The following is a 22,302-nucleotide window of genomic DNA, read 5'->3' on the forward strand; positions in this document are numbered from 1 at the left end:
GGCATATGATAAAGAAAAGGGGGAGATACGATTGGTCACATTACTACCAATGTCGCAAACAGATTATGACGTCTTGATAGAGAAGGCCATTAAGCGGTACGCAGAAGAAAAGGTACACGCAGGGACATGGAATCAGGAAGAAGCGCAAAAGAACGCAGAGGAACAATTTGACCGGCTGCTTCCTGAAGGACTTCAGACAGAAGATCATGAGTTGTGGAACATCTTACATGGAGAAGAAGCCATTGGATGGGTATGGCTTTGCTATGATCCAGATCATCCCCAGCATGAAGGATTTATTTATAATTTTATTTTGTTTGAAGAGTATCGAGGAAAAGGATTGGCAAAACAGGCCATGACGGCATTAGAAGAGCAGGCAAAGTCATTAGGTGTGAAGAAACTATCGCTGCATGTCTTTGCCCATAATCAAATCGCCCGCTCACTTTATGAGAAAACGGGATTTGCTGAGACTGGGATTTACATGAGCAAGCCTTTATAAAAAAAGAGAAGTACCGTGCAGTGAGCGTACGGTACTTTTTTATGTGGACATCATGGCATCTTGCGCCGTGACTCGGTATAGGTCGACTTTGCATTTCACAAACGCACGGATGATGGCTGGGACTTGAGCTTCTGAACGAATCAACAATGAGGTCTCGTCATCTCTGATCACAAGGTCTGTTCCCACACTTTGTAAGTACTGCGTGAGAACAGGCTTCACCTCATCATCAATCCATGCATGCTTGAAGGTGGCACGAATGGTTGAGGACGTGATGGTTTTCTCTTGAGGATGAGTACTTGAGGACACGATTTTTCCTTCAGATATGAAAGCTGTTTTGGTACAAATAGGCTGGGTGAACCTTGGCTCGTCTGCTGTTAAAAAGACGGTTTTTCCTTCGAATTTTAACGATTCAATCACCCGCTGGATATGTAAGATAGAATCTGCATCAATATCCGCAAAAGGCTCATCAAGTAAAATAAAGTCAGGCCGATGAGCGATGGCCTGAGCCATTCCGAGCCGTTTCTTCATCCCAGGTGTAAAGGCACCGACTTTCTCTTGATGATAACGATGTAAGCCAACAAATTCGAGTAATTCTTCATAATAGCTCGTTTTCTGGCGAGTACCCGTAATTTTCGATAAATAGGCAATATGCTCAATAGCAGTCAGCCCTTCATATAAATCTGTATATTCAGGCAGAACACCGATATGATGACGTACTTTTTTTAACGACGTCATGTTCATCATGATAAACGTGCCAGAGGTGGGGCGGGAGATCCCTGTAATGATATTAAAAAAGGTTGTCTTACCAGCACCCTTCGGTCCAATGAGGCCGAAGATATCCCCTTGATGGATATCAAGATCAATATGATTTATTGCGACTTTTGTCCGATATTTTTTTGTCAGCCCTTTTGTGTGAAGCACTTAGACATCCCTCCTCTGAAACAGTAGTGCCGTTCCAACGAGTAAGACAACAGTCAATGCGGCATTCATCAGCACATAGGTCAGCGGTTCACTCCAGCGCGCATAATAATAAGGCGTCACGTATTGGAACCAGTGAATCAACCGTTCTGAAGAAAGAACAGACATCATGCTCATGATTGGAAATAGAAAGGAAAACAACATGCCAACAAACATCGATTTCTGTGGTGTTGGAAAGAGCATGGACAAAAACAAAGCACAGGAGATGCCGACACTGATAAACGTTAATATTTTTAAGGCATCAGAGAACAGAAAACGATGTGAAATCACCATATTTAAAATATATGTGGTCATAATGCAACTGAGCCAAAACAGCATCAGCCCAAGATATTTCCCGATGACAATGTTTAAACGGGTCGTCTTGCTGACGAGAAAACGAATGGTTTTCAAATGAATTTCGCGGCTCAAAATATCATGAGATAATAAAAAAATAAGGAAGAAACCAAATAACGAAATCACTAGTTCATTCCCAATGGAATAAGGGTCCTTTGCCTGTTCCCACTTCCCTTGATAAGCAGCTATAAATGGAAGACTTGATACAAAAGTAGATAAAATGAAAATAATAACAATTGTTAAGATGGATTTTGTGCTTTTGAAGAGCTGCTTAAATTCATTCATACAGATGGTCCACACACACTGTACCTCCCTTCATCTTTATTATACCGCTAGAAAAGAAAGACACCATATCTCGCTCTTTAACATTTGCTTAAATTTTATAAAAAAGAAGACTCTTCCAGAACAGTTAACTCATTTTTGAAAATGTTCAGAAAAATATCTTGATTTATCAAAAAACATCATGTATGATAGCTTTAATTCAAGATAGTTAAACAGGCAATGACGAGAGAAAGTACAATCATCAATTTTTCCACAGAGAGCTTCGGCAGCTGAAAAGAAGCAAAAATAATGATTCGAAAAATGGTCTCTGAGCCTCGTGCTGAACATATCCATGATATTAGTAGGTGACGACGAGAGTTGGTACTCGTTATCAAAACCACAGTATATGAGCCAAATTGGAGCTTTGTACTTGTAGAGGCTGTTTAGCGCGAGCAAACAGTAAATAAAGGTGGTACCACGAGACAAATACCTCGTCCTTATGATTCATAGATAAGGATGGGGTATTTTTTATTGTCCACTTTTTTTCATACAAATGTTCAAATGTTCCACGTGAAACACCACAACCATTTTTTCAAATGAAAGGGAGATTAACATGAGTGAACATGCATTGGTTTTACAATCAGATTTCGGTATTGATGATGGAGCGGTCAGCGCAATGTACGGCGTAGCCAATACAGTGAGAAGCGGCATCCGCATTTTTGATTTAACTCACAACATTCCCCAATACGACATTTGGGAAGCGTCTTATCGGTTGCTTCAGACGGTCACATATTGGCCGGAAGAAACGGTATTTGTCTCCGTTGTTGATCCAGGCGTTGGATCAGAGCGAAAGAGCCTCGTCGTCAAAACAACAAGCTCACACTACATCATCACACCTGATAATGGGACACTTACGCATGTCGCACAGGATATTGGCATCGTGGAGGCTCGGTATTTAGATGAAACCATCAACCGTTTGCCGAAGTCAGGAAAATCACATACATTCCATGGTAGAGACATTTACGCCTATACAGGCGCGAGAATTGCTTCAGGTGTGATTTCTTTTGAAGAGGTCGGGCCAAAGGCGAATATAGAGGACATTATTCACCTTCCAGTCGTACAAGCTTATGCGGAAGAAGAAGTGATCACAGGGACGATTGATATTTTAGATGTGCGGTTCGGAAACCTATGGACAAACATTCATCATACGTTATTTGAACAGCTTTCAATCAATTATGGGGATGCAATAGAAGTTACCATTGCCAACGGGCCAAAAAATGTGTATAAAAATATCATGACCTATGGACGATCTTTTGCCGATTTAAAGGTAGGCGAACCACTCGTATATGTCAATTCACTCGATCATTTAGGCGTGGCGATCAATCAAGGGTCATTTGCAAAGGCTTATAACATCGGTACAGGCACAGGCTGGCGCCTTTCGATTCGCAAAGCTCCGCGCATTATATACGAATAAGAGGAGGAAACATCATGGCAGGTAAACAACTTTCAACGAAAACTGTCGTTGCCATCGGAATTGGCGCAGCCGTCTTTGTCATTTTAGGACGCTTCGTCTCCATTCCAACTGGGATTCCGAATACACAAATTGAAACATCGTACGCGTTCCTTGCGTTAATGGCCGTGCTATTTGGTCCTGTTGCAGGCGCATTGATTGGATTTATTGGTCATCTCATTAAAGATGCCACCACATTTGGACCTTGGTGGAGCTGGATTATCGTTTCGGGTGTGGTTGGTTTATTGATCGGCCTCATTTCGAACCGTTTAAAAGTAGAAGAGGGCGACTTTGGCTGGAAAAAAATCACGCTCTTCAACGCCGTCCAAGCCGGCGCACAAGCATTAGGCTGGTTTGTCATTGCGCCGGTACTCGACATTGTGATCTATGCAGAACCTGCAAATAAAGTGTTTGTTCAAGGTATCGTGGCAGGAATCTCAAACATCATCACAGTCGGTGTACTAGGCACCATCATCATTGCGGCTTATGCGAAAACAAGAAGCAAAAGCGGCAGTCTATCGAAAGAAACATCATGAAGCAAGGTGGAACACATAAATGAAGAAACCGATGATTCAATTCGAACATTTCGGATTCAAGTATCGCAGTCAGGCAGAACCAACATTGAAAGATGTCAACCTGACCATCTATGAAGGAGAAAAAGTCCTCATCGCAGGCCCGTCTGGATCGGGAAAAAGCACACTAGCCCATTGTATCAATGGGCTAGTTCCTGCGTCTTATAAAGGTTCTATGGAAGGAAGTCTCCACATCGGCGGGAAAAATGCAGAGAAAGAGAACATTTTCTCTCTTTCACAGCTCGTCGGAACGGTGCTGCAAGATCCTGATGGACAATTTATCGGGCTGACTGTAGGAGAAGATATCGCGTTCACACTTGAAAATGATCAAGTCACACGCGAAGAAATGAAAACACGTGTCGAGAAAGCGGCAAAATTAACAGAGGTAGACGGCAAACTGGCATCATCCGTGCATGAGCTGTCAGGCGGTCAAAAACAACGTGTCGCTATTGCAGGCGTACTTGTCAACGATGTCGACATTTTGCTGTTTGATGAACCACTGGCAAGCCTTGATCCCGCAACAGGCAAAGAAGTGATCGATCTCATTGACCGTCTGCAAAAAGAAACGAAAAAAACGGTCGTGATGGTGGAACATCGATTGGAAGACGTCCTCTTCCGCCATGTCGACCGCATCATCGTTGTCAATGACGGCACGATTGCAGCGGATATGACACCAGATGAATTGCTCGCCTCGAATGTATTAGAAGCGGCGTATTTACGTGAGCCTTTATATGTGAGAGCGATGAAATATGCAGGCATTCCGATTGCAGCAGGAGATCAAATCGCTAATTTACAGCATCTCACCTTAAATGACGAGGCAAAAGAGAAAATCGAGCAATGGATGGAAGCATCTGAGCCATCAGTCGAGCAGAATGAAGCGCCGGATTTACTAGAAGTGCGTGAGCTGAGCTTTGATTATCCGACAAGACCTAACACACTGAACAACATCTCTTTTACCGTCAAAAAAGGAGAAATGATCAGCATCGCCGGTGCCAATGGCGCAGGCAAGACGACACTATCCAAGGTGCTCTGCGCATTTGAAAAGCCAACAAAAGGGACAATTCATCTAAATGGCGATGACATCACAGGAGACACCATCAAACAGCGCTCCGAACGAATCGGTGTCGTCATGCAAAACCCAAATCAAATGATTTCGAAACAAATGATTTTTGATGAAGTCGCCCTCGGTCTCGTTTTAAGAGGCGTAAAAGAAGACGACATTAAGGATCGTGTAGAGCGGGTTTTAAAAGTATGCGGGCTGTATCCATTTCGGAACTGGCCGATCTCAGCCCTTAGTTTTGGACAGAAAAAGCGCGTCACCATCGCATCGATTCTTGTGTTAGAGCCAGAAATCATCATTTTAGATGAGCCAACGGCCGGTCAAGATTTTAGACATTACACAGAGATGATGACGTTTTTAGAGCAATTAAATCAGCAGGGCGTCACGATTTTGATGATCACCCATGATATGCATCTCATGCTCGAATACACAACAAGAACCATCGTCATTTCAGATGGAGAAAAAATCGCAGATGATACACCAGCCAAAGTGCTGACAGATCAGCTTCTAGTCCAAAAGGCGAGCTTAAAGGAAACGTCGCTGTATGAACTGGCGCTAAAAGCAGACTGGCCAAATCCAAATGAACTCGTGGATCGCTTCATTGAGGTTGACAGAAAGGAACGAATGACATGGCTGTAGACATGCTGTCTTATATCGATCGCCCGTCGCCAATTCACCGGCTGACAGGGGCAACCAAACTCATTTGCTTTATCCTCTGGTCATCCGCAGCGATGCTCACATATGATACAGGCGTATTAGTGTTTATGCTAGTTGCCAGTATCGTGTTCTTTCAACTGTCGAATGTGCGATTTCGTGATATCTCTTTCGTAGTGATTGTCTTGGCGATTTTTCTTGTCATCAATAACATCGCCATTTACGTCTTTGCGCCTCAGCAAGGTGTCGCCATCTATGGAGCGAAGCACGAGCTGTTTCACATTGCAGGCTGGTATAATGTCACACTTGAACAGCTTTTCTATCAATTGAACATTACACTGAAATACGTGACTGTGATGCCAGCAGCGCTTTTATTTATCGTAACAACAAATCCAAGTGAATTCGCCTCATCGCTCAGCAGAATCGGGGTCAGCTACCGGATTTCGTATGCTGTAGCGATTGCTCTGCGCTATATTCCAGATATTCAGCGAGATTTTCGTACGATCGCGATTTCTCAGCAAGCAAGAGGCATTGATTTATCAAAGAATGAAAAGCTGGGAAAACGGATCAAAAATGCGCTGTCGATTGTGATGCCGCTGATTTTCTCCAGCCTAGAGCGGATTGATACGATCAGCAATGCGATGGAACTGCGCGGGTTTGGAAAGCATAAAAAGCGCACATGGTTTACGGCGAAAGACTTTCAAAAAGCAGATTATGCGGCGTTAATCTTTGTTGGAGCGGTACTGATTGTGTCGCTAGTGATTACATTTGTTAGAGGAACGAGATTTTACAATCCGTTTTGATAGAAGGAAGCCTTCACAGGAGTGGAGGCTTTTTTATTTGGTTTGTGGATAAAAGGTGTGGAAAATGGTAAAAGACTATTAACATGTGAATAAATCGGTTATATTGAACAATGAGCGAAACACTTGTGAATAACGAGACAACATATTGGAGGAATTAGAAACTTATGAACAAATCACTTTATGCTTGTGCAGAACACATAGAAACCGTATTAGACATGTACATAGATGATCACGAAACGCCGCCAGAATTCAGAAAAATCGAACATACACACAGCTTATCCACAACCTGTGAATTGTGCGATGAACCTGCAATATATATAGTGGGGAACGAATGATCGGACACAAAATACACAAATTTTATCCACAATTGTTGATAACTTATATGAATAACTTGTTCTTAAGGTGGGGATGACCTGTGAATATATCAATTATCACAGTAGGAAAACTAAAAGAGAAATATTTAAAGCAAGGCATAGCCGAATACACAAAACGATTACAAGCCTATGCGAAAATTGAGATCATTGAGCTCGCAGACGAAAAAGCACCCGAGAATCTCAGCGAGCAAGACATGAAAATCATCAAAGACAAAGAAGGCGAACGCATCCTAAGCAAAATCAACCCAGACGCCCACGTCATCGCCCTCGCCATCGAAGGAAAAATGAAAACTTCCGAAGAATTAGCCGATACAATAGATAAGCTGGCAACATACGGAAAAAGTAAGGTGTGTTTTGTCATAGGTGGATCCCTTGGATTAAGTGATGCTGTGATGCAGCGTGCAAATGAGAAGTTATCGTTTTCGAGGATGACGTTTCCGCATCAGTTGATGAGGTTGGTTTTGGTGGAGCAGATTTATCGGGTGTTTCGGATTGTGCGGGGGGAGCCTTATCATAAGTAAATGAGGTTTTTTAGTTTCTAAGTAAAAAGAAGATAAGTCTGTTTACTTTTTTTATATTAAATAGATAATGAATATATTGGTAAAAATTACTAAAAGTTATTATAGAGTCCGTAATTGAATAGGGGGAATCAATATGATTCTTAAAGAAATAATAGAAGAAGTTAATAATGATATTGATATTCAGGCTATAGACTTAAAAACCACAGAATTTAAACAGTTCAAAGACATATTTATTAGAGAAAAAATAAAATATAAAGAAATCTCTAATATAAGCGATCAGGAAATAGAGGATTTTCTAAAAGAAGAATTTCCCCATCCAGATAACCATAGTAAATGGTTCGATGTGATTAAGTTAATCAAATTAGATTTTTCTGTAGACATTATTGACCATAGTAATGAAAAAGAGCAAATTGTACAAGATGAATTAAAAATAAAGAAAGTATTCTCTAAATTGATTGAGCCTGATTCAATTACATTTCAGGATAGGAAGGTTATTATCGAATATGTATATGAAGATGATAGCAAACTAAAGAATGAAATGAAAAAAATTGAATCATGGGAAAAGGAACACGTTATAGATACTGTATCAAAAAAAAATAAGATTCCACCAGAGAACTGTGTATTAATTAACAGTGTTTCTTCATACATAGATTTCATTACATCTTTCGAAAATTTAAATTACGTCTCGAGAGGACAAAAAGATTGTAGCTATACTTTATTACCCTCATTGCATAGAATGCATAAAGATAGTTTCAAAAGTCATTCTTCAAAGTATGAATCTTTTTTTAAACAAAAAGTTGCATTTTATGATAATACAATTGAAAAAAAAGATGAAGAAGAGATTCGGGCTTATGCACAACATTTTGGGTTACCTACCAATTACCTAGATTTTACAGAGGCACATCTCATATCTTTATTATTTGCGGTAGAAGAGTTTGATTACTTAGAAAACCATTCAATAGTATATTTTATTGATGCACTTTCCTATAATAGAGAAGTAATTAAAGATGATATTAAATTGGTTGATTTCTCAGATAAGGAATTAAAGGCTACTAAAGAGAGAACATACTCAGATAAGTCTTATTTTATAAGGGTGGGGAACTCTAATGAAAGAATACATTTTCAAAAAGGGTGCTTTTTGAAGGTGGAGCCTAATGATTCATTAGATTCCATGTTAAACAACTATACTAAAGTTGCAATAATAGATAAAGAATCTAAGCAAAAGATATTATCTGAATTATTTAATTTAGGTATTACTTTTGAGAACATCTATCCTGATAAGGATAATATGGTAAAGACTATTAAGTTTATAAAACTTTTAAATGATGAAGATTAGGTAGGTGCTATTTTATGAAAATTAATTCAAGAATTGAGTATCAAAGACCCTTAATCTCTGTTCAAGATTTAGTTAATTTTATAGATAAAGGTGAAAAATATATAAAAAACGGTTTTGATAATCTAACAGATGAGGAACAAATGGAAGTATTGCATGGAATAGTTTTAAGTCCTGATTATCAAAGAGAATATAGATCTTCTCCGACTGAAGAGGCTTCAATAATTGAATCTATAATATTAGGAATACCAATTCCTGAAATATTTTTAGTGAGAACTAGTAATAGAGGAATACAACTAAGGCATGTAATGGATGGCCAACATCGACTTACTGCTATTTATAGGTATGTTAAAGACAAATTCCCATTGAAGCACTTAGAAATACTAGGAGATAAAGGGGATTTTACCAATTGTAGGTTTTCCGAACTTTCTAGGGAAAATAAGATAAAAATCTTAGGTAGTCACTTATCAATATTGGAATTCTACCCTTTTGAAGATGACAAAATAGAAATTGAATTATTTAAGAGATATAACAGAAATACCAAACCACTAGAAAAACATGAAATTGCTATGGCAACATATTATTCAAGTACAAGTCAGTTTATTACGAACTTTTTGAATAAACATATGGATAACAAAGAGAAAGATATTTTAAGTGATAGATTAATTAAAATATATAATGTTACAAAAGATAGAAAAGATAAGCAAAAAAACCATCAAGAACTTTGTATTTTGTTGAGTATATTAACAGATGGACCAGACTTGTCTGCTAAAGATGGGGTCGAAATTGCAAATAATTTTTTACAAGGTAAAGCAGCCCAGTTTAAAAATAATGAAAATGAGAATCTAGAGGTATTAAAACAGAAATTTGAGGAATTTAATTTGTTGATGCTTAAAATCTCAGAAAAAGTAGAATATCCATTCTCGAGCAGTATATATAAACTTACTGAAAAGCGTATGTCTAAATACCATGTAGGTATATCAATGGTCCTAGCTACAATAGCTTACTTTTTTGATATTAATATTGAAAGTCCAGTATTAATAGACGAAATACAACAAATAATTAAAGCAAGCCCGTTAGGTGATGTGGAGTACAATGCCTCTAGTACAAATACAAAAAATTTGGTTAGTTATTTATTTGAAAAGAATGATATAAAGAATTGGGATTTTGAATCCTTGAAGCTAAAATGAATGAAAACCTCATATAGATCTATCTCGGTGAGCCTTATCATAAGTAGGTAGCTTTTTTTGACATATAAAAGTGCAAGAGTAGGTAATAGCAATTTATTGCTATTACCTACTCTTTTTTCATTCTAATTGTTTTTAACTTATGAACATTTAATTCATATAAACAGCAAATTTATTATGAAAAAACTACACGAACATTTCCTGGAAATACTTTTGGATTATAAATTTTAAGCTTATTTTAATATAAATATAGACATATAGCGCCGATATAATGCGGGTGAATGAAATCTAGTGTTTATTTTATGGAGGTATTTGGATTGAAAAAGGCTATTTTAACTATTTTGGCATTCGTACTAACATTAACTATTTTTGCCCCTTTTTCTGAGGCAAAAGAAATATTCAATATTGAAGGACAAAAAGATTTCCAAGTAATGAGTATTGAGAATGTGGGTTCACAAGATAATATAGAAAGAGATGACAACGATAACGATGAAACTGATGAGGATTTAACCGAAGAAGAAATTATTAATGAAATGGCAGAACAGCTTAAATTTTTATATACAGAAGCTGCTACTGTAAATAAACAAGGTGAAATAATAAAAGTGGATGTTGATAAAGTAGAAGCAGAATATGGTTCACCTGAGCCAAATAATCAAGAAGCAATGATAGCTAGTTCACTTAGTGTCGCATCTTTTGGAGTATGTATTGTTAATTCTACAGGAAGTGCAATAGGATTAGATGTAGTAAAACGGGCATACAACAAACAAGTCAAAAAAGCATTAAAATCACATGCTTGGAAAAAAGCTTCTTCAATCATGTATAACAACATTAAGAAATATCTTGGTAAAAGTGCTACTAAATTTTTAATTAAAAAATTAGCTGGCGTAGCTTTACCTGGGGGATTGCCAATGAAATTTGCTTTTATTGTTGCTAAATGTGGAGTAAAAGAGATAATCTAGTAATGACTTGCTCTTGTTAAAAATCTTAAAGGAGATTAGTATGTTTAAATCTTTTAAATCATTTGTTATTACTTTTATCGTATTACCTTCAATATTAGGAGCTGCATTGGCATTCACTGTAGAAATACTACCCCTAATATGGAGTATCATTACACAAAAAGGCACAAGCTTGGCATTTAAAGATTTAGTAATTACATTTGTTTTAGGCTATGTAATGTATCTGGTGTATATTGTATATAAAGCGATCATTCACAAATTCAATAAAAATAAAAGTCACTAAAAATATATACAGATACAAAGCGAAATTTTAACAAAAAGCTCTTAAATTAATAATTTAAGAGCTTTTTTGAGTTGTCATCTATATTTATAACAAACATCCTGACCATTGCTGAAATAATCCTATATATTGTATTATACATCATTTAAAACACCCAAATTATTCCGATATATGATGTATAAGGATAATAGAGGGGTGTTAGTATAAATGGCAATTACTTTACCAGAAAGTATTAAAAGTACTGCTACTGCAGGAGAACGAATTTTATTTCGAACATTAAAGGAATATCTACCCGAAGAGTATATTGTACATTATGAGCCTAATATCAATGGGTTTAGACCAGACTTTGTGATAATCGGTCCAGATCTAGGAGTATTAGTTTTGGAAGTAAAAGATTACACCAAAAATACAATAAGAGAGCTAAACGATAATACCTGGGGCATTTTAAATTCTTCTGGTGATTTACATAGAGTGAAGAGTCCCCTAGTTCAATCAAGAGAGTATGCATTTAAAATAAAAGATATGCTTGAGAAAGACATTGATTTAATCAATACAGAAGGGAAATATCAGTTTAAATTAAAGTTTCCTTATGGTTATGGTGTCGTCTTCACTCGGCTTCATGAAGAACAACTTTTAAAAAATAAAGTATATGAGGTTATTGATCCACATTTTATTTTATCGCGTGATCAGATTGATCCGGATAATGACCATTTTGATCCTGAGATCTTAATAGAAAAATTGTTTGATATGTTTCATGTGCCTTTCAAGTTAAATACGCCACTATCATCTGACGAATTAGAAAGGATTCGTTATCATCTATACAAAGAAATACGCGTTGGAGCAGATGTTGAACCAGTCCCATACCAAGAAAAACTGTTATTATCTTTTCGAAACATCAAAACGATGGATCTGCATCAAGAAAACTTGGCTAAACAGATTGGTGATAAACATCGGCTAATTAGAGGAGTAGCAGGAAGTGGTAAAACCTTAATCTTAGCGACTCGAGCAAAAATGTTAGCTGAACAACATCCGAATTGGAAGATATTAATACTCTGTTACAATGTAGCTTTGAAACAAAATATTAAACAAATGATTCATTCTAAATTTACAGAACCAGATGATTTTCTGACATTTGATCATAGAAAAACACCAAATTTAAATAATATACAAATATTAAATTTTCATCACTGGATTAAAAAAGATCATGGTATTTCAGAACTTGAAATTGATGATTACATTGAAAAAATAGAAAATGATGCTTTAACTCCTGTAAAGTATGATGCCATTTTAATTGATGAAGGGCAGGACTTTGAAGGGAGCTGGCTGCATCTCATCAGCTTATGCTTAGATCAAGAGACGCAATCTTTACTTTTAGTAGAAGATAGAGCGCAAGATATCTATCGGAAAAGTAGAAGCTATGTGAAAGATACGGGCCTTGATTTTAGAGGTAGATCTAGAATCTTAAATATAAATTATCGTAATACGTCACAAATTGTGGATTTTGGATGGAAATTTTACGATAGCCATAGAGCTTTAGATCTTAAATTAAAACAAGAACAGACAGAGACAATCGAAATCATCCCTCCAAAAAAGACGAAACGTAAAGGGCCAGAAGTAGAACTTTTAAGATGTAATACCTTTAAAGAAGAAATAGAAGAGATTACTAAACAAATAGTGGATCAACATAATGAAAAGAACATACCTTACTCTGAAATGGCTATTTTATATCGTATAAAGGGATATAATAACCATTATATATCAGCGATTCAATCTGAATTTCAAACAAAGAATATTCCTTACAATTGGATAACTGAAAATGGTGCAACCAAACATAAGTTCAATCCAGAGGAAGAGACAGTCAAAATTTGTTCTCTCGATAGTAGTAAAGGTCTTGACTTCCACTCAGTTTTTATTGTGAAAGCTGATCTGATGCCATTAAAGTATGAAGAGGATCAAGAAAAAGAAGTGTCTTTAATGTATATAGGAATGACTCGTGCTAAAGAGTACCTATCAATATCTTATTCAGGTGTTTCTTCGTTTACTCAGTATTTTGAGGATGCAAAGCAAAAAGAGCCGACATTTAATCAATAATTTTAAATAGTAAAAGGTACGGGAATTATTCATTTCTCATACCTTTTTTCATGTAAGAAGAAAAGAAGACTCTTCTTAATAAATATCGTATTATATATAATGACATATCCAATCTACAATTACTCAAAGGAGACTTTCATGGGTTTCAAAGCTGACTTTAAACATGAAATACGTAACGTAATAAAAGATGTAGAAAAAGAAATAAATAAAACATGGAAAATTGAATATAAAGGGCATTCTATAGAAATTACAAACCAAATAAAAGAAGAGCAACTAATCATTGATGGTGTGACAGTTGATAAAAAACAACGAAAAAGTTTATTGACTCATATGATCCCTTATTCAAAATTGTCAGGGATATTGGAGCTTCAAGATGGTACAAAACACAAAGTGTCCGTTAAACTTGGTGGGTATGTACGATTTCGTTGTATTGTGAAAGTAGATCATGAAACGGTTTTAGATGAATCAATGAAGATAGACCTTCTACCATGGGATCATAAAGAGAGAATTGTTCCCTTTATTCAACAACAAATTCAATCACATCATAAAATAGTAGACGACCGTTTACCCGATGAAGATTATTTATTTGACGAAAATGAACCACGATTGGCTCCCGGTTTATCTGATTATTATGTAGATGAACGACCTGCCCCTTTTTATGTGAAGAAACTATTGAAGCTTTTTGAAATACAACTGAATCATCCTACAAACGAAACTAGAAAAAAAACATATGAAAAAATCATTTCTAACAATATGGCGAGTCGCAACAGTGAGTTAATCGAACGATTTCAGCAAACACAATGGGATGAATCCGGTGTACAGCAAGAAGCGTTATGGCTTCTTGAACATGCGGCACATCGGGAGGTCGTCAAATTTGCAGTTATGATACTGGGATGTACGAACTGTGAAAAATACAAAGAGCTCTTATTCACAATAGGTATGCATGAAGAATTTACTTCTTATGTCGTGATTGCATTGAAGAATGGCACAATTCAAGGAAACGAACATGTTTGGCGTCTTGCAAAGTCCGTCGATGGATGGGGGAAGATTTCGGCTGTTGAGCAATTGGAAGCATCGACGCCAGAAATAAAACGATGGCTACTAACAAAGGGCTGCGAAAATACAATCATGAATGAATACTCAGCTTATACTTGCGCTCTTAATGGTGATTTAGAAACCGCTTTATCAGAAGATGAAATTTCCAAAGAATTATACGATGGAGCGAGTCTCATCATTCAAGCATTATTAGAAGATGAGGTTTCTATCTACGGAATCGATGAGTATTCATATGCAAGCTCAGTTCTCTGCCGATTTATTCACCATGCTCATAAGCACTGCCAAACAATTGAGGACTTTTATCCAATATTGAAAATAAATGAGTTTTTAAATGATGAACAAGAGATTTGGGAAGACCGATTGAATGCTTCATGGAAACAGGACGATTATAAGGCTATCCAGGAAGCTGTTCAACCGTTTATCAATGACAGTAGATGGCCAAAGCTTGCAACCGATTCGTTACAACAGGGTTTTAGCTCCCAAGCACTTGAAATCGCTCTCTTTTATCGTTTAGATGTGATTGAGCATCTATTTGCTTTACTTGAGAAAGATCCGACAAATAGTGAAATATACTTTGCTGTGATGGACACAAATCATCACCAGCATATTAGAGAGCTTTGTACATTTGCAGAAACACATTTATCGTTATCAAACCTCTCAGATGATGAAGTGGCTTGTCTACAATATATTGTGCAAGATTTATATGAACACGACGGTGTAGGATTACCATTGATTCAAGCTGCACTTAGATCAAATGATGGAAATTTACAGTATCATGCTTTAAGTGTATTAAAAGAATGGTCTCCTTCGTATTCGCAGCAAGCGGCCACAAGAGAATTGATTGAACATATTGCCGTGAAGACAAAGGATAAAGAAGATCGAAAGTTAGCCAAATACTTATTAAAGAAATAGGATTCGGTTTACCTTCGCACTACGAAAATAAAATCTGAATATTAGAAAGCAGGCACACCATGCACACAATCAAAAAAATAGGCAACACCTTCTCCTACATCACACCAGTATCACTCACCGACCGCCCTATCCTAGGCATGGTCGTAGGCAATAACAAAACATTAATGATCGATGCTGGTAACTCGGAAGATCATGCGAACTATTTTATCCAAAAGACCTTAAAACAAGAGAACGCTACACCTGATCTGGTAGTCCTCACGCATTGGCATTGGGATCATATTTTTGGTCTGCCGGCGTTGTCTCGTGCGATTTCAATTGCTTCTGCAAAAACCAGAAAGGAAATGGAGAAGCTTCTTCCGTTTTCTTGGTCAGATGAGGCGATTGATGAGCGGGTGAGGGAAGGAACGGAGATTGATTTTTGCGCGAAGGCCATCAAAGAAGAATATAAGAATCATCGAGAGATTCAGGTGGTTTTACCGGATGTCACATTTGACCGTCGGATGGAGATTGATCTTGGCGGGGTCACTTGTGTTGTGCAGCATGTTGGGGGCGATCATGCTGCTGATTCAGTGATCGTGTATGTGAAAGAAGAGAAAATCCTGTTTCTTGGTGATTGCATTTATCCGAAAATGTATGCAGAAAAAGTACATTATACGGTAAAAGAAATTTTGCGTCTTCTAGATGAGTTAGATGCTTTTGATGCGGAGACATATATTCCATCGCACCAAAGACCGTGGACAAAAGAGGAGTTTCGTCAGGAAACAGACAAGCTTCGAATGATGGCGAAATACACTGATCTTTATGGGGGAGATCAGGAGAAAATCAAGAGTGAATATCAAACACATGTGAACAGAGAACTAAAAGAAAATGAGTTAGAGACGATCGCATATTTTGTAAATGGTTATGAAGGATTAGCAGAGGGATAAACCTCTGCTTTTTTTATTTTCATGGCTCGTCCTTTTCCCTGAGTTTATATCAAGTTTATATACAGGCGATATACTCGAACCGGTGAGAAAAGGAGGAGAACGATTAATGAAAGTATTCAGATCATTTATTGATAAAATGTCTACAAAAAAAGGAGCTTGGCTGACTGTTATCATTTGGCTTGTTTTCATGATCGGGTTGAGTGCTGGGCCTAAACTGGGCGATTATAAAGTGAGTAATTTTCAATCTTTACCTAGTGATGCTCAGTCCATCGTGACACAAAAGAAGTTAGATCAGTATTTCCCAAATGATAAAGGGACTCCGGGATTATATGTGTTCCATAACCCTAATGGAAAGCTGGCTATTCAAGATGTAAAAACGATCATTCAAGGAATCAAAGAGGCAAAGATTGAGGGGATTGAAGATATTGTCGATGTGTCCGCATTGCCTCCTCAAGCGTTATCCGCTTTTTTATCAGAAGATGAAACGACCATGATTGTGCCAATGAATTTGAAAGCGGGATTAGGCAATGCTGATTATGCAAAGATTAATGATGAGACAACGGATGTCGGTACAAACATAGCGAAAGGGCTAGATGCTGATTTTTATATTACGGGTCCAGCAGGTATAGCGGGGGATACGGTGAAGCTGTTTGAATCTGCCGACTTGAAACTGCTATTAGCTACTGTTGCAATCATTTTGGTTTTATTGATCGTCATTTACCGTTCTCCGTTATTAGCGATCATTCCATTGTTCGCAACGGTCATTGTCTATCAAGTGGTGAATCAAGTTGTGGCTTTACTTGGTGTGGGTGGACTTGAAATCAATAACTCGACCACCTCGATTATGAGTATTTTGTTATTTGCTGCTGTGATTGATTATTCATTGTTTGTTTTCTCGCGTTATCGTGAGGAGTTACAACATCATGAAAATCAATTTGAAGCGATGAAAGTGGCGATGCGTTCAACAGCCAAACCGGTCTTATTTGCAGGCGGTACAGTATTTGCGGCGATGATCATTTTATTTGTGGCGGATTTCCGTGATTATCAAAACTTTGCGCCAATCTTTGGTGCTGCGATGGTGGTCATTATGTTGGCTTCTGTCACACTGATTCCAGCCTTGTTTGCATTATTTGGCCGCAAAGCATTTTGGCCGAAAGTGCCGACATATGGTGAAGCAAAAGAAGCAAAACATGGCATATGGGGACCTCTTGCCAAATTCGTGGTTCGAAAACCAGGATTAATTGGTGGTGCGGTCTTACTATTTTTACTTGTGACAGGTGCGAATATTTTTAATTTACATTATGAATTTAACTCGGTGAAAAATTTCCCGAAGGATTTACCTTCTCGTGTTGCATTTGAAATCGTTGAGGAAAAATTTAATAAAGGTGATCTAGCCCAGACAACAGTACTTGTGACTGGTCAAAAGCTAACTCAGGAACATTTACAAGAAATCTCGGCCCAATTCTCAGAAAATGAAGAGATAGGATCGGCTCGTCCTTCGGGGGTAACCAAAGATGGAGAGCACGGCAAAATGACGATATCATTAAAAGTGAATCCATACAGTATAGAGGCCATTGAATTTTTAGGAGATTTCCGTACAGATCAAGCCACCTATCGTTTATCAGATGGTCAAAAGGTTCAGTTATCTTTTGCTGGCACAACGGCTAAATTAGTGGATGAGCAACAGGTGAATCAATCCGATATTAAAAAGATCGTATTACTGGAAACATTACTCATTCTGATCTTATTACTCGTTTTGACACGTTCCATGAAAATGTCGATTTATATGATGGCGACGATTTTAATCTCATTTGTGTCTGCATTAGGCTTAGGTATTTTCTTAGTCGATGTGTTATTTGGATATGATGCGATTTCAACTCGCGCCCCTGTGTATGCCTTTATCTTTCTCGTGGCATTAGGAATAGATTATAACATCATCCTTGTGAGCCGTTTCTTAGAAGAACGCCAAACGTTACACGTCAAAGCTGCATTAGAAGTAGCGATACGAAATACAGGCGGGGTGATTTCTTCAGCGGGGATCATTCTTGCTGCAACATTTGCCGCATTAATGACCATGCCGATTACGGATTTATTTATCTTTGGATTTATTGTCGCTATTGGGATTATCATCGATACATTTTTCGTGCGAGGAATGTTGCTGCCGGCACTCATATTATTCTTTGAAAAAGACAAAGCTAAGGAAATAAAGGAGGAAGGATAATTGCATGTATTGGTTGTGGATGATGATGAAGCCATTTTGCAATTAGTGTCCATCCATTTAGAGCAGGCGGGGTACCAAGTGACAAAAGCAAGCAATGCTGAGGCAGCGCTTGCTTTTTTGCAACATCAGTCATTTGATCTCATGATTATTGATGTGATGATGCCTGGGATGGATGGCTTTCAGCTGGCGAACATTGTGACGAAACAATATGAACTGCCGGTCATTATGTTGACAGCGAAAGGGCAGATTGAAGATAAGCAGCAAGGATTTGAACAAGGGATTGATGATTATATCGTCAAACCATTTGAAACGAAAGAACTGCTATTCCGTGTAAATGCAATTTTACGACGATATCGTAAATCCATAGAAGCTTTAACGACTGCGGGAAATGTTCAAATTGATACGAACCGTTGGGAATTAACGATTGCGAATCAGCAATATATCTGGCCCATGCGTGAATTAGAAATTCTGTATTATCTGCTGCAGCGGGCAAACCGCAATGTAAGCCGCTGGGATTTAATTGATGACATTTGGGGGGATACGTTAGATCAACCCGAATTCACATTAAACACGCATATTAACCGCATACGAGAACGTTTAAAAAGGGCGGAAGCGACGATTGAAATTGTCACAATACGTGGTTTCGGCTATCAACTTGAGGTAAAAGAATGAAACTACAACAACGTTTTATGCTATATACGTGTTTGATTGTTTTGATTAGTATCTTCATTGGATTTATTTGTTCTAACTTGATTTACAATCATGTTGTCAAAGAGCAAATGAATGATCGATATTTAGCCATTGCCGAGCAGTTATCTAAACAAATCAAAGAACATGAAATTACCTTGCGGGCCTCTTCTGATTTTTTGCAAACCATGAGCGATCTAGGGTACCAAATCGCTTTGGTTAAAGAAGATGGGGAGATGAAGATGTTTGGCGAACCATTTAAAACGAAAAAATGGAATGACCAAATGCACGCCTTATTTGAAGGCGGTAAAGCGTACAACGGGATTAAATCCTTTAAAAATTCATACTTAATCATGAGTCATTTCGCAAATGATATACAAAATACAGTGGGGACGAAAATAGAAATTGACGGGGAAGAATGGGGCTTATTTTTACGCCCGAATAATATCAGTTTCTTTACAGAGTTCCATTTGATTATTTTTGGATTTATCTTCGCCGTTTTTGTGAGCAGTATCATTGGCATTTTATTCATGTCTCGAAAGGTCACCCAATCTCTTTCAGAATTGACGAGTGCGACGCAAGAGATGGCAAACCATAATTTTCAGTATCCATTAATGATCAATCGAAAAGATGAAATTGGTCAGCTTGCTGATCGTTTTCGGATGATGCAGCAGAAGTTAGAGAATACCGATCAAGCAAGGAAGAAATTTGTGAATAACGTCTCGCACGATTTTCAGTCACCACTATTAAATATACGAGGGTATTCTGAATTACTAAATGAGGAGATTTCATCAAGCGAAGGGAAAAAATACAACCACATTATTCAAACAGAAGCAAAGCGATTATCTAACTTAACGAAACAACTTCTCATTTTAACCTCTATTGATCAAGGGACATATCCAACGAATAAACAAATCGTCAGGGTGGATGAGCAGCTTCATCAAGTGGTCCATTCGATGCTATGGCGGATAGAAGAGAAAGGTCTAGAAATTAAGTTGGATCTACAGCCTGTTTCGGTATATGCGGATCGGACTTTGTTGATCAATGTTTGGGAGAATTTAATTGGCAATGCCATTAAGTACAACAACGAGTTTGGGGAAATCAGTATTCATTGTAATGAAAATGAATCGAAAGCGGTTGTGACGATTAGAGATACGGGGATTGGCATAGAACAACACACATTAGAAAAAATATTTGAACGCTTTTACCGGGTAGATCAGGCACGAAATAAAGAGGGAATGGGTCTTGGATTATCCATTGTGCAAGAAGTCCTGTCGTATCACAATGCTTCTATTGAAGTAGAAAGCAATGAAAAAGAAGGAACGACTTTTACGACGGTTTTTCCAAAGAAATAGTATTTGAGAAAAGTCTCGTTTGCGTGTGTCAAATGAGACTTTTCTTTTTAATGTTTATGGTAAACCTACAAAGTCTTCTGCATCACGAACTGTCATAGACATCTGTTTTGCATTTACAATAATGACACAATCCCATGTCGGCTTTATTTGCAGTTCGTCACTCTCATCAATACGGATCATTCCTTTAAATTCAACCGTTTGTTCTAGAAAAACCATTTTCTTTTCTGTATCATCTTTGACTGCTGTTAAATGGTCAGGATAGTGAATCGTCCAATCATAAAAAGCGGTTTTCTTCATAGTTCCTCCTATTTTCATTCGTACAGATCTCCGAATACTTCTTTTGTTTGCCGGATTGTCAGTGATTTATTGGTTGGATCAATTGAAATGACACAATCCCAAGTAGGTTTGATTTGTAGCTCGTTGTTGTCATCCATCCATATGATGCTATTTAGTTCAATGGATGGCTCTAAAATGACCATTTTCTTTTCATAATGATCTGTAATCGCTGTTAAGTCCGCTTGTAAATGGATGGTCCAGTCAAAAAAAGTGATTTTTTTCATTGTTTCTCCCCTCATCATCGCTTATATTTCCATTATAACTTGAGTGTTTCCTGATACAATTTTTTATCAAGTCTTCCATTACTAGAGAGGTAACTTACAGATGGATAAAATAACTAACCCATACGACACGTTCAAAACCAAAATATCGAAATATCCAATTGAACAAAATCATTGGCAAGCCTTTAAAGATGGAACAACGATTAAACAATTAAAAGTGGGTACATGCGTGATCAAGGCTGGCGATCCAGTGAAGCATGCCTATTTCTGCATAACAGGTCTCTTCCGTCTCTTCTATTTGTTACCGGATGGCAGGGAGTACAACGTGGCTTTTACGTTGGAAGATGATTTTGCTACTTCTTATGCAAGCATGATCAACGGGCAGCCTTCTCCTTATTCGATTGAAGCGATGGAGGATTCTATCGTGATTGAAATTCCGTATGATCTACTTCAAATGTTGATGGACAGAAGTCATATGTGGGAGCGGTTTGTTCGGGTGAGTGTTGAAAGGCTGTATACGAGAAAGGAAGAGCGTGAGAGGGAACTGCTATATTTGCCAGCCATTGAGCGATATCAGGCGTTTTTATTGAAATATCCCGGGTTACATCAGCGTATCGCTCAATATCATATTGCCTCATATATCGGTATTTCTCCGGTTTCGCTGAGCAGGCTGCTGCATCCTGCTGAACATTAACCTATGTTAATGCACATTCTCTAGATCTGGCGTACAATCATCACATCATAGAAGAATCGAGGGGCTTGATGATGAAATATATGATGGTTGTTTTATTAGAGTTCTATCCATCTTGGCTTGCTTTACCACGAGAGGAGCGTAGAACCCATGCGGCTTCGCTGCAAGAGTTGATGCAGAAATATGAGGAACATGTGACGGTGCGCTTTTTTGATGCTGAAGCTCTTCCAGGTAAGGATTACACAGATTTTGTGATGTGTGAAACAGATGACCTGAAGTTCTATCATTTTATGTGGGAAGAGATTAGAGATTCTATTCCTTACACAAGTGGTTATGTCAAAATGAAAGAGGTCATCATGGGAATGGAAGATGCTTTTCAAACATATGAAAAAGAATCTCTGAAAATGGATCAGTAATCGAAAACCACCTGCTATCAGGTGGTTTTTTGCACATTCTATCTTTTGGTATAATCAGGGGTAAGGGAAGAA

The 22,302-nt window shown here is 37.7% G+C and carries 23 protein-coding genes and 1 other annotated feature; of the genes, 19 read left to right on the forward strand and 4 right to left on the reverse strand.

Annotation, left to right across the window (positions count from 1 at the left end):
- The first annotated feature begins 31 nt into the window (after positions 1–31).
- A complete protein-coding gene (locus tag KFQ09_RS09985; protein WP_212357702.1) occupies positions 32–496 on the forward strand; it encodes a GNAT family N-acetyltransferase in 465 nt (154 codons plus the stop codon).
- Positions 497–535: 39 nt separating this feature from the next.
- Here KFQ09_RS09985 and KFQ09_RS09990 read toward each other — a convergent pair whose 3' ends face one another.
- The gene (locus KFQ09_RS09990) at positions 536–1,417 is read right to left on the reverse strand and encodes an ABC transporter ATP-binding protein (protein ID WP_061420779.1); all 882 of its coding nucleotides are present in this window, start codon (positions 1,415–1,417) and stop codon (positions 536–538) included.
- On the reverse strand, positions 1,418–2,107 hold the full coding sequence (locus KFQ09_RS09995; RefSeq protein ID WP_008347476.1) for an ABC transporter permease: 690 nt from the start codon (positions 2,105–2,107) through the stop codon (positions 1,418–1,420).
- A 192-nt stretch (positions 2,108–2,299) separates the two neighbouring features.
- Positions 2,300–2,570: a binding site (T-box leader), on the forward strand.
- A 111-nt stretch (positions 2,571–2,681) separates the two neighbouring features.
- On the opposite strand from KFQ09_RS09995, the gene KFQ09_RS10000 reads away from it, so the two are divergent.
- From KFQ09_RS10000 to KFQ09_RS10075, 16 genes are all read left to right on the forward strand, one after another.
- Positions 2,682–3,542, forward strand: coding sequence for an SAM hydrolase/SAM-dependent halogenase family protein (locus KFQ09_RS10000; protein ID WP_017368438.1), 861 nt, complete (start codon positions 2,682–2,684; stop codon positions 3,540–3,542).
- A 14-nt stretch (positions 3,543–3,556) separates the two neighbouring features.
- Positions 3,557–4,114, forward strand: coding sequence for an ECF-type riboflavin transporter substrate-binding protein (locus tag KFQ09_RS10005; protein ID WP_041508071.1), 558 nt, complete (start codon positions 3,557–3,559; stop codon positions 4,112–4,114).
- A 19-nt stretch (positions 4,115–4,133) separates the two neighbouring features.
- The gene (locus KFQ09_RS10010; RefSeq protein ID WP_017368436.1) at positions 4,134–5,849 is read left to right on the forward strand and encodes an ABC transporter ATP-binding protein; all 1,716 of its coding nucleotides are present in this window, start codon (positions 4,134–4,136) and stop codon (positions 5,847–5,849) included.
- Positions 5,840–6,667, forward strand: a complete 828-nt coding sequence (locus KFQ09_RS10015; RefSeq protein WP_144741073.1) for an energy-coupling factor transporter transmembrane component T family protein — start codon at positions 5,840–5,842, stop codon at positions 6,665–6,667. The genes KFQ09_RS10010 and KFQ09_RS10015 overlap by 10 nt, the downstream gene beginning before the upstream one ends.
- A gap of 164 nt (positions 6,668–6,831) precedes the next feature.
- Positions 6,832–7,002, forward strand: coding sequence for a CxxH/CxxC protein (locus KFQ09_RS10020; protein ID WP_008360116.1), 171 nt, complete (start codon positions 6,832–6,834; stop codon positions 7,000–7,002).
- 80 nt (positions 7,003–7,082) lie between these two features.
- Entirely contained in the window at positions 7,083–7,562 is a 480-nt protein-coding gene (rlmH, locus tag KFQ09_RS10025) for a 23S rRNA (pseudouridine(1915)-N(3))-methyltransferase RlmH (RefSeq protein WP_144741076.1), read from the forward strand.
- Between the two features lie 133 nt (positions 7,563–7,695).
- Positions 7,696–8,898 (forward strand): FRG domain-containing protein, encoded by a 1,203-nt coding sequence (locus KFQ09_RS10030; protein WP_144741079.1) that lies wholly within the window; start codon positions 7,696–7,698, stop codon positions 8,896–8,898.
- Positions 8,899–8,912: 14 nt separating this feature from the next.
- Positions 8,913–10,085 carry a DUF262 domain-containing protein gene (locus tag KFQ09_RS10035; protein ID WP_144741082.1) on the forward strand — a complete coding sequence of 391 codons (1,173 nt, stop codon included), beginning with the start codon at positions 8,913–8,915 and terminating at the stop codon, positions 10,083–10,085.
- 314 nt (positions 10,086–10,399) lie between these two features.
- Complete coding sequence (locus tag KFQ09_RS10040; RefSeq protein WP_255835629.1) at positions 10,400–11,041, forward strand: hypothetical protein; 642 nt, start codon at positions 10,400–10,402, stop codon at positions 11,039–11,041.
- 40 nt (positions 11,042–11,081) lie between these two features.
- Positions 11,082–11,321, forward strand: coding sequence for a hypothetical protein (locus KFQ09_RS10045; RefSeq protein ID WP_065461447.1), 240 nt, complete (start codon positions 11,082–11,084; stop codon positions 11,319–11,321).
- Between the two features lie 204 nt (positions 11,322–11,525).
- Positions 11,526–13,409 carry a 3'-5' exonuclease gene (locus KFQ09_RS10050; protein ID WP_255835630.1) on the forward strand — a complete coding sequence of 628 codons (1,884 nt, stop codon included), beginning with the start codon at positions 11,526–11,528 and terminating at the stop codon, positions 13,407–13,409.
- A 138-nt stretch (positions 13,410–13,547) separates the two neighbouring features.
- Positions 13,548–15,377 carry a hypothetical protein gene (locus tag KFQ09_RS10055; protein ID WP_047947091.1) on the forward strand — a complete coding sequence of 610 codons (1,830 nt, stop codon included), beginning with the start codon at positions 13,548–13,550 and terminating at the stop codon, positions 15,375–15,377.
- Positions 15,378–15,436: 59 nt separating this feature from the next.
- A complete protein-coding gene (locus KFQ09_RS10060) occupies positions 15,437–16,303 on the forward strand; it encodes an MBL fold metallo-hydrolase (RefSeq protein WP_047947092.1) in 867 nt (288 codons plus the stop codon).
- 106 nt (positions 16,304–16,409) lie between these two features.
- Positions 16,410–18,524 carry an MMPL family transporter gene (locus tag KFQ09_RS10065; protein ID WP_255835631.1) on the forward strand — a complete coding sequence of 705 codons (2,115 nt, stop codon included), beginning with the start codon at positions 16,410–16,412 and terminating at the stop codon, positions 18,522–18,524.
- The gene (locus KFQ09_RS10070) at positions 18,525–19,196 is read left to right on the forward strand and encodes a response regulator transcription factor (protein ID WP_024718480.1); all 672 of its coding nucleotides are present in this window, start codon (positions 18,525–18,527) and stop codon (positions 19,194–19,196) included. It abuts the gene before it with no gap.
- Entirely contained in the window at positions 19,193–20,566 is a 1,374-nt protein-coding gene (locus KFQ09_RS10075; protein WP_255835632.1) for a sensor histidine kinase, read from the forward strand. The genes KFQ09_RS10070 and KFQ09_RS10075 overlap by 4 nt, the downstream gene beginning before the upstream one ends.
- Before the next feature lie 54 nt (positions 20,567–20,620).
- On the opposite strand, the gene KFQ09_RS10080 is transcribed toward KFQ09_RS10075, so the two are convergent.
- Positions 20,621–20,863 carry a hypothetical protein gene (locus KFQ09_RS10080; protein WP_039164832.1) on the reverse strand — a complete coding sequence of 81 codons (243 nt, stop codon included), beginning with the start codon at positions 20,861–20,863 and terminating at the stop codon, positions 20,621–20,623.
- A 14-nt stretch (positions 20,864–20,877) separates the two neighbouring features.
- A complete protein-coding gene (locus KFQ09_RS10085) occupies positions 20,878–21,126 on the reverse strand; it encodes a hypothetical protein (RefSeq protein WP_255835633.1) in 249 nt (82 codons plus the stop codon).
- Between the two features lie 100 nt (positions 21,127–21,226).
- Here KFQ09_RS10085 and KFQ09_RS10090 point away from each other — a divergent pair, with 100 nt between their 5' ends.
- Both KFQ09_RS10090 and KFQ09_RS10095 read left to right on the forward strand, forming a co-directional pair.
- Positions 21,227–21,817 carry a Crp/Fnr family transcriptional regulator gene (locus tag KFQ09_RS10090; RefSeq protein ID WP_255835634.1) on the forward strand — a complete coding sequence of 197 codons (591 nt, stop codon included), beginning with the start codon at positions 21,227–21,229 and terminating at the stop codon, positions 21,815–21,817.
- Between the two features lie 71 nt (positions 21,818–21,888).
- The gene (locus tag KFQ09_RS10095) at positions 21,889–22,230 is read left to right on the forward strand and encodes a darcynin family protein (RefSeq protein WP_039165381.1); all 342 of its coding nucleotides are present in this window, start codon (positions 21,889–21,891) and stop codon (positions 22,228–22,230) included.
- Positions 22,231–22,302 lie beyond the last annotated feature (72 nt).

The sequence above is a fragment of the Bacillus sp. FS02 genome (genome assembly GCF_024398395.1).
Classification (GTDB): domain Bacteria; phylum Bacillota; class Bacilli; order Bacillales; family Bacillaceae; genus Bacillus; species Bacillus altitudinis.

Coding starts and splice junctions, on each gene's coding strand:
- KFQ09_RS10065 (WP_255835631.1), top strand. CDS start 16,410: ATGAAAGTATTCAGATCATTTATTGATAAAATGTCTACAAAAAAAGGA.
- KFQ09_RS10005 (WP_041508071.1), top strand. CDS start 3,557: ATGGCAGGTAAACAACTTTCAACGAAAACTGTCGTTGCCATCGGAATT.
- KFQ09_RS10085 (WP_255835633.1), bottom strand. CDS start 21,126: ATGAAAAAAATCACTTTTTTTGACTGGACCATCCATTTACAAGCGGAC.
- KFQ09_RS10075 (WP_255835632.1), top strand. CDS start 19,193: ATGAAACTACAACAACGTTTTATGCTATATACGTGTTTGATTGTTTTG.
- KFQ09_RS10010 (WP_017368436.1), top strand. CDS start 4,134: ATGAAGAAACCGATGATTCAATTCGAACATTTCGGATTCAAGTATCGC.
- KFQ09_RS10090 (WP_255835634.1), top strand. CDS start 21,227: ATGGATAAAATAACTAACCCATACGACACGTTCAAAACCAAAATATCG.
- KFQ09_RS10000 (WP_017368438.1), top strand. CDS start 2,682: ATGAGTGAACATGCATTGGTTTTACAATCAGATTTCGGTATTGATGAT.
- KFQ09_RS10080 (WP_039164832.1), bottom strand. CDS start 20,863: ATGAAGAAAACCGCTTTTTATGATTGGACGATTCACTATCCTGACCAT.
- KFQ09_RS10055 (WP_047947091.1), top strand. CDS start 13,548: ATGGGTTTCAAAGCTGACTTTAAACATGAAATACGTAACGTAATAAAA.
- KFQ09_RS10035 (WP_144741082.1), top strand. CDS start 8,913: ATGAAAATTAATTCAAGAATTGAGTATCAAAGACCCTTAATCTCTGTT.
- KFQ09_RS10020 (WP_008360116.1), top strand. CDS start 6,832: ATGAACAAATCACTTTATGCTTGTGCAGAACACATAGAAACCGTATTA.
- KFQ09_RS10015 (WP_144741073.1), top strand. CDS start 5,840: ATGGCTGTAGACATGCTGTCTTATATCGATCGCCCGTCGCCAATTCAC.
- KFQ09_RS10050 (WP_255835630.1), top strand. CDS start 11,526: ATGGCAATTACTTTACCAGAAAGTATTAAAAGTACTGCTACTGCAGGA.
- KFQ09_RS10060 (WP_047947092.1), top strand. CDS start 15,437: ATGCACACAATCAAAAAAATAGGCAACACCTTCTCCTACATCACACCA.
- KFQ09_RS10045 (WP_065461447.1), top strand. CDS start 11,082: ATGTTTAAATCTTTTAAATCATTTGTTATTACTTTTATCGTATTACCT.
- KFQ09_RS10095 (WP_039165381.1), top strand. CDS start 21,889: ATGAAATATATGATGGTTGTTTTATTAGAGTTCTATCCATCTTGGCTT.
- KFQ09_RS10030 (WP_144741079.1), top strand. CDS start 7,696: ATGATTCTTAAAGAAATAATAGAAGAAGTTAATAATGATATTGATATT.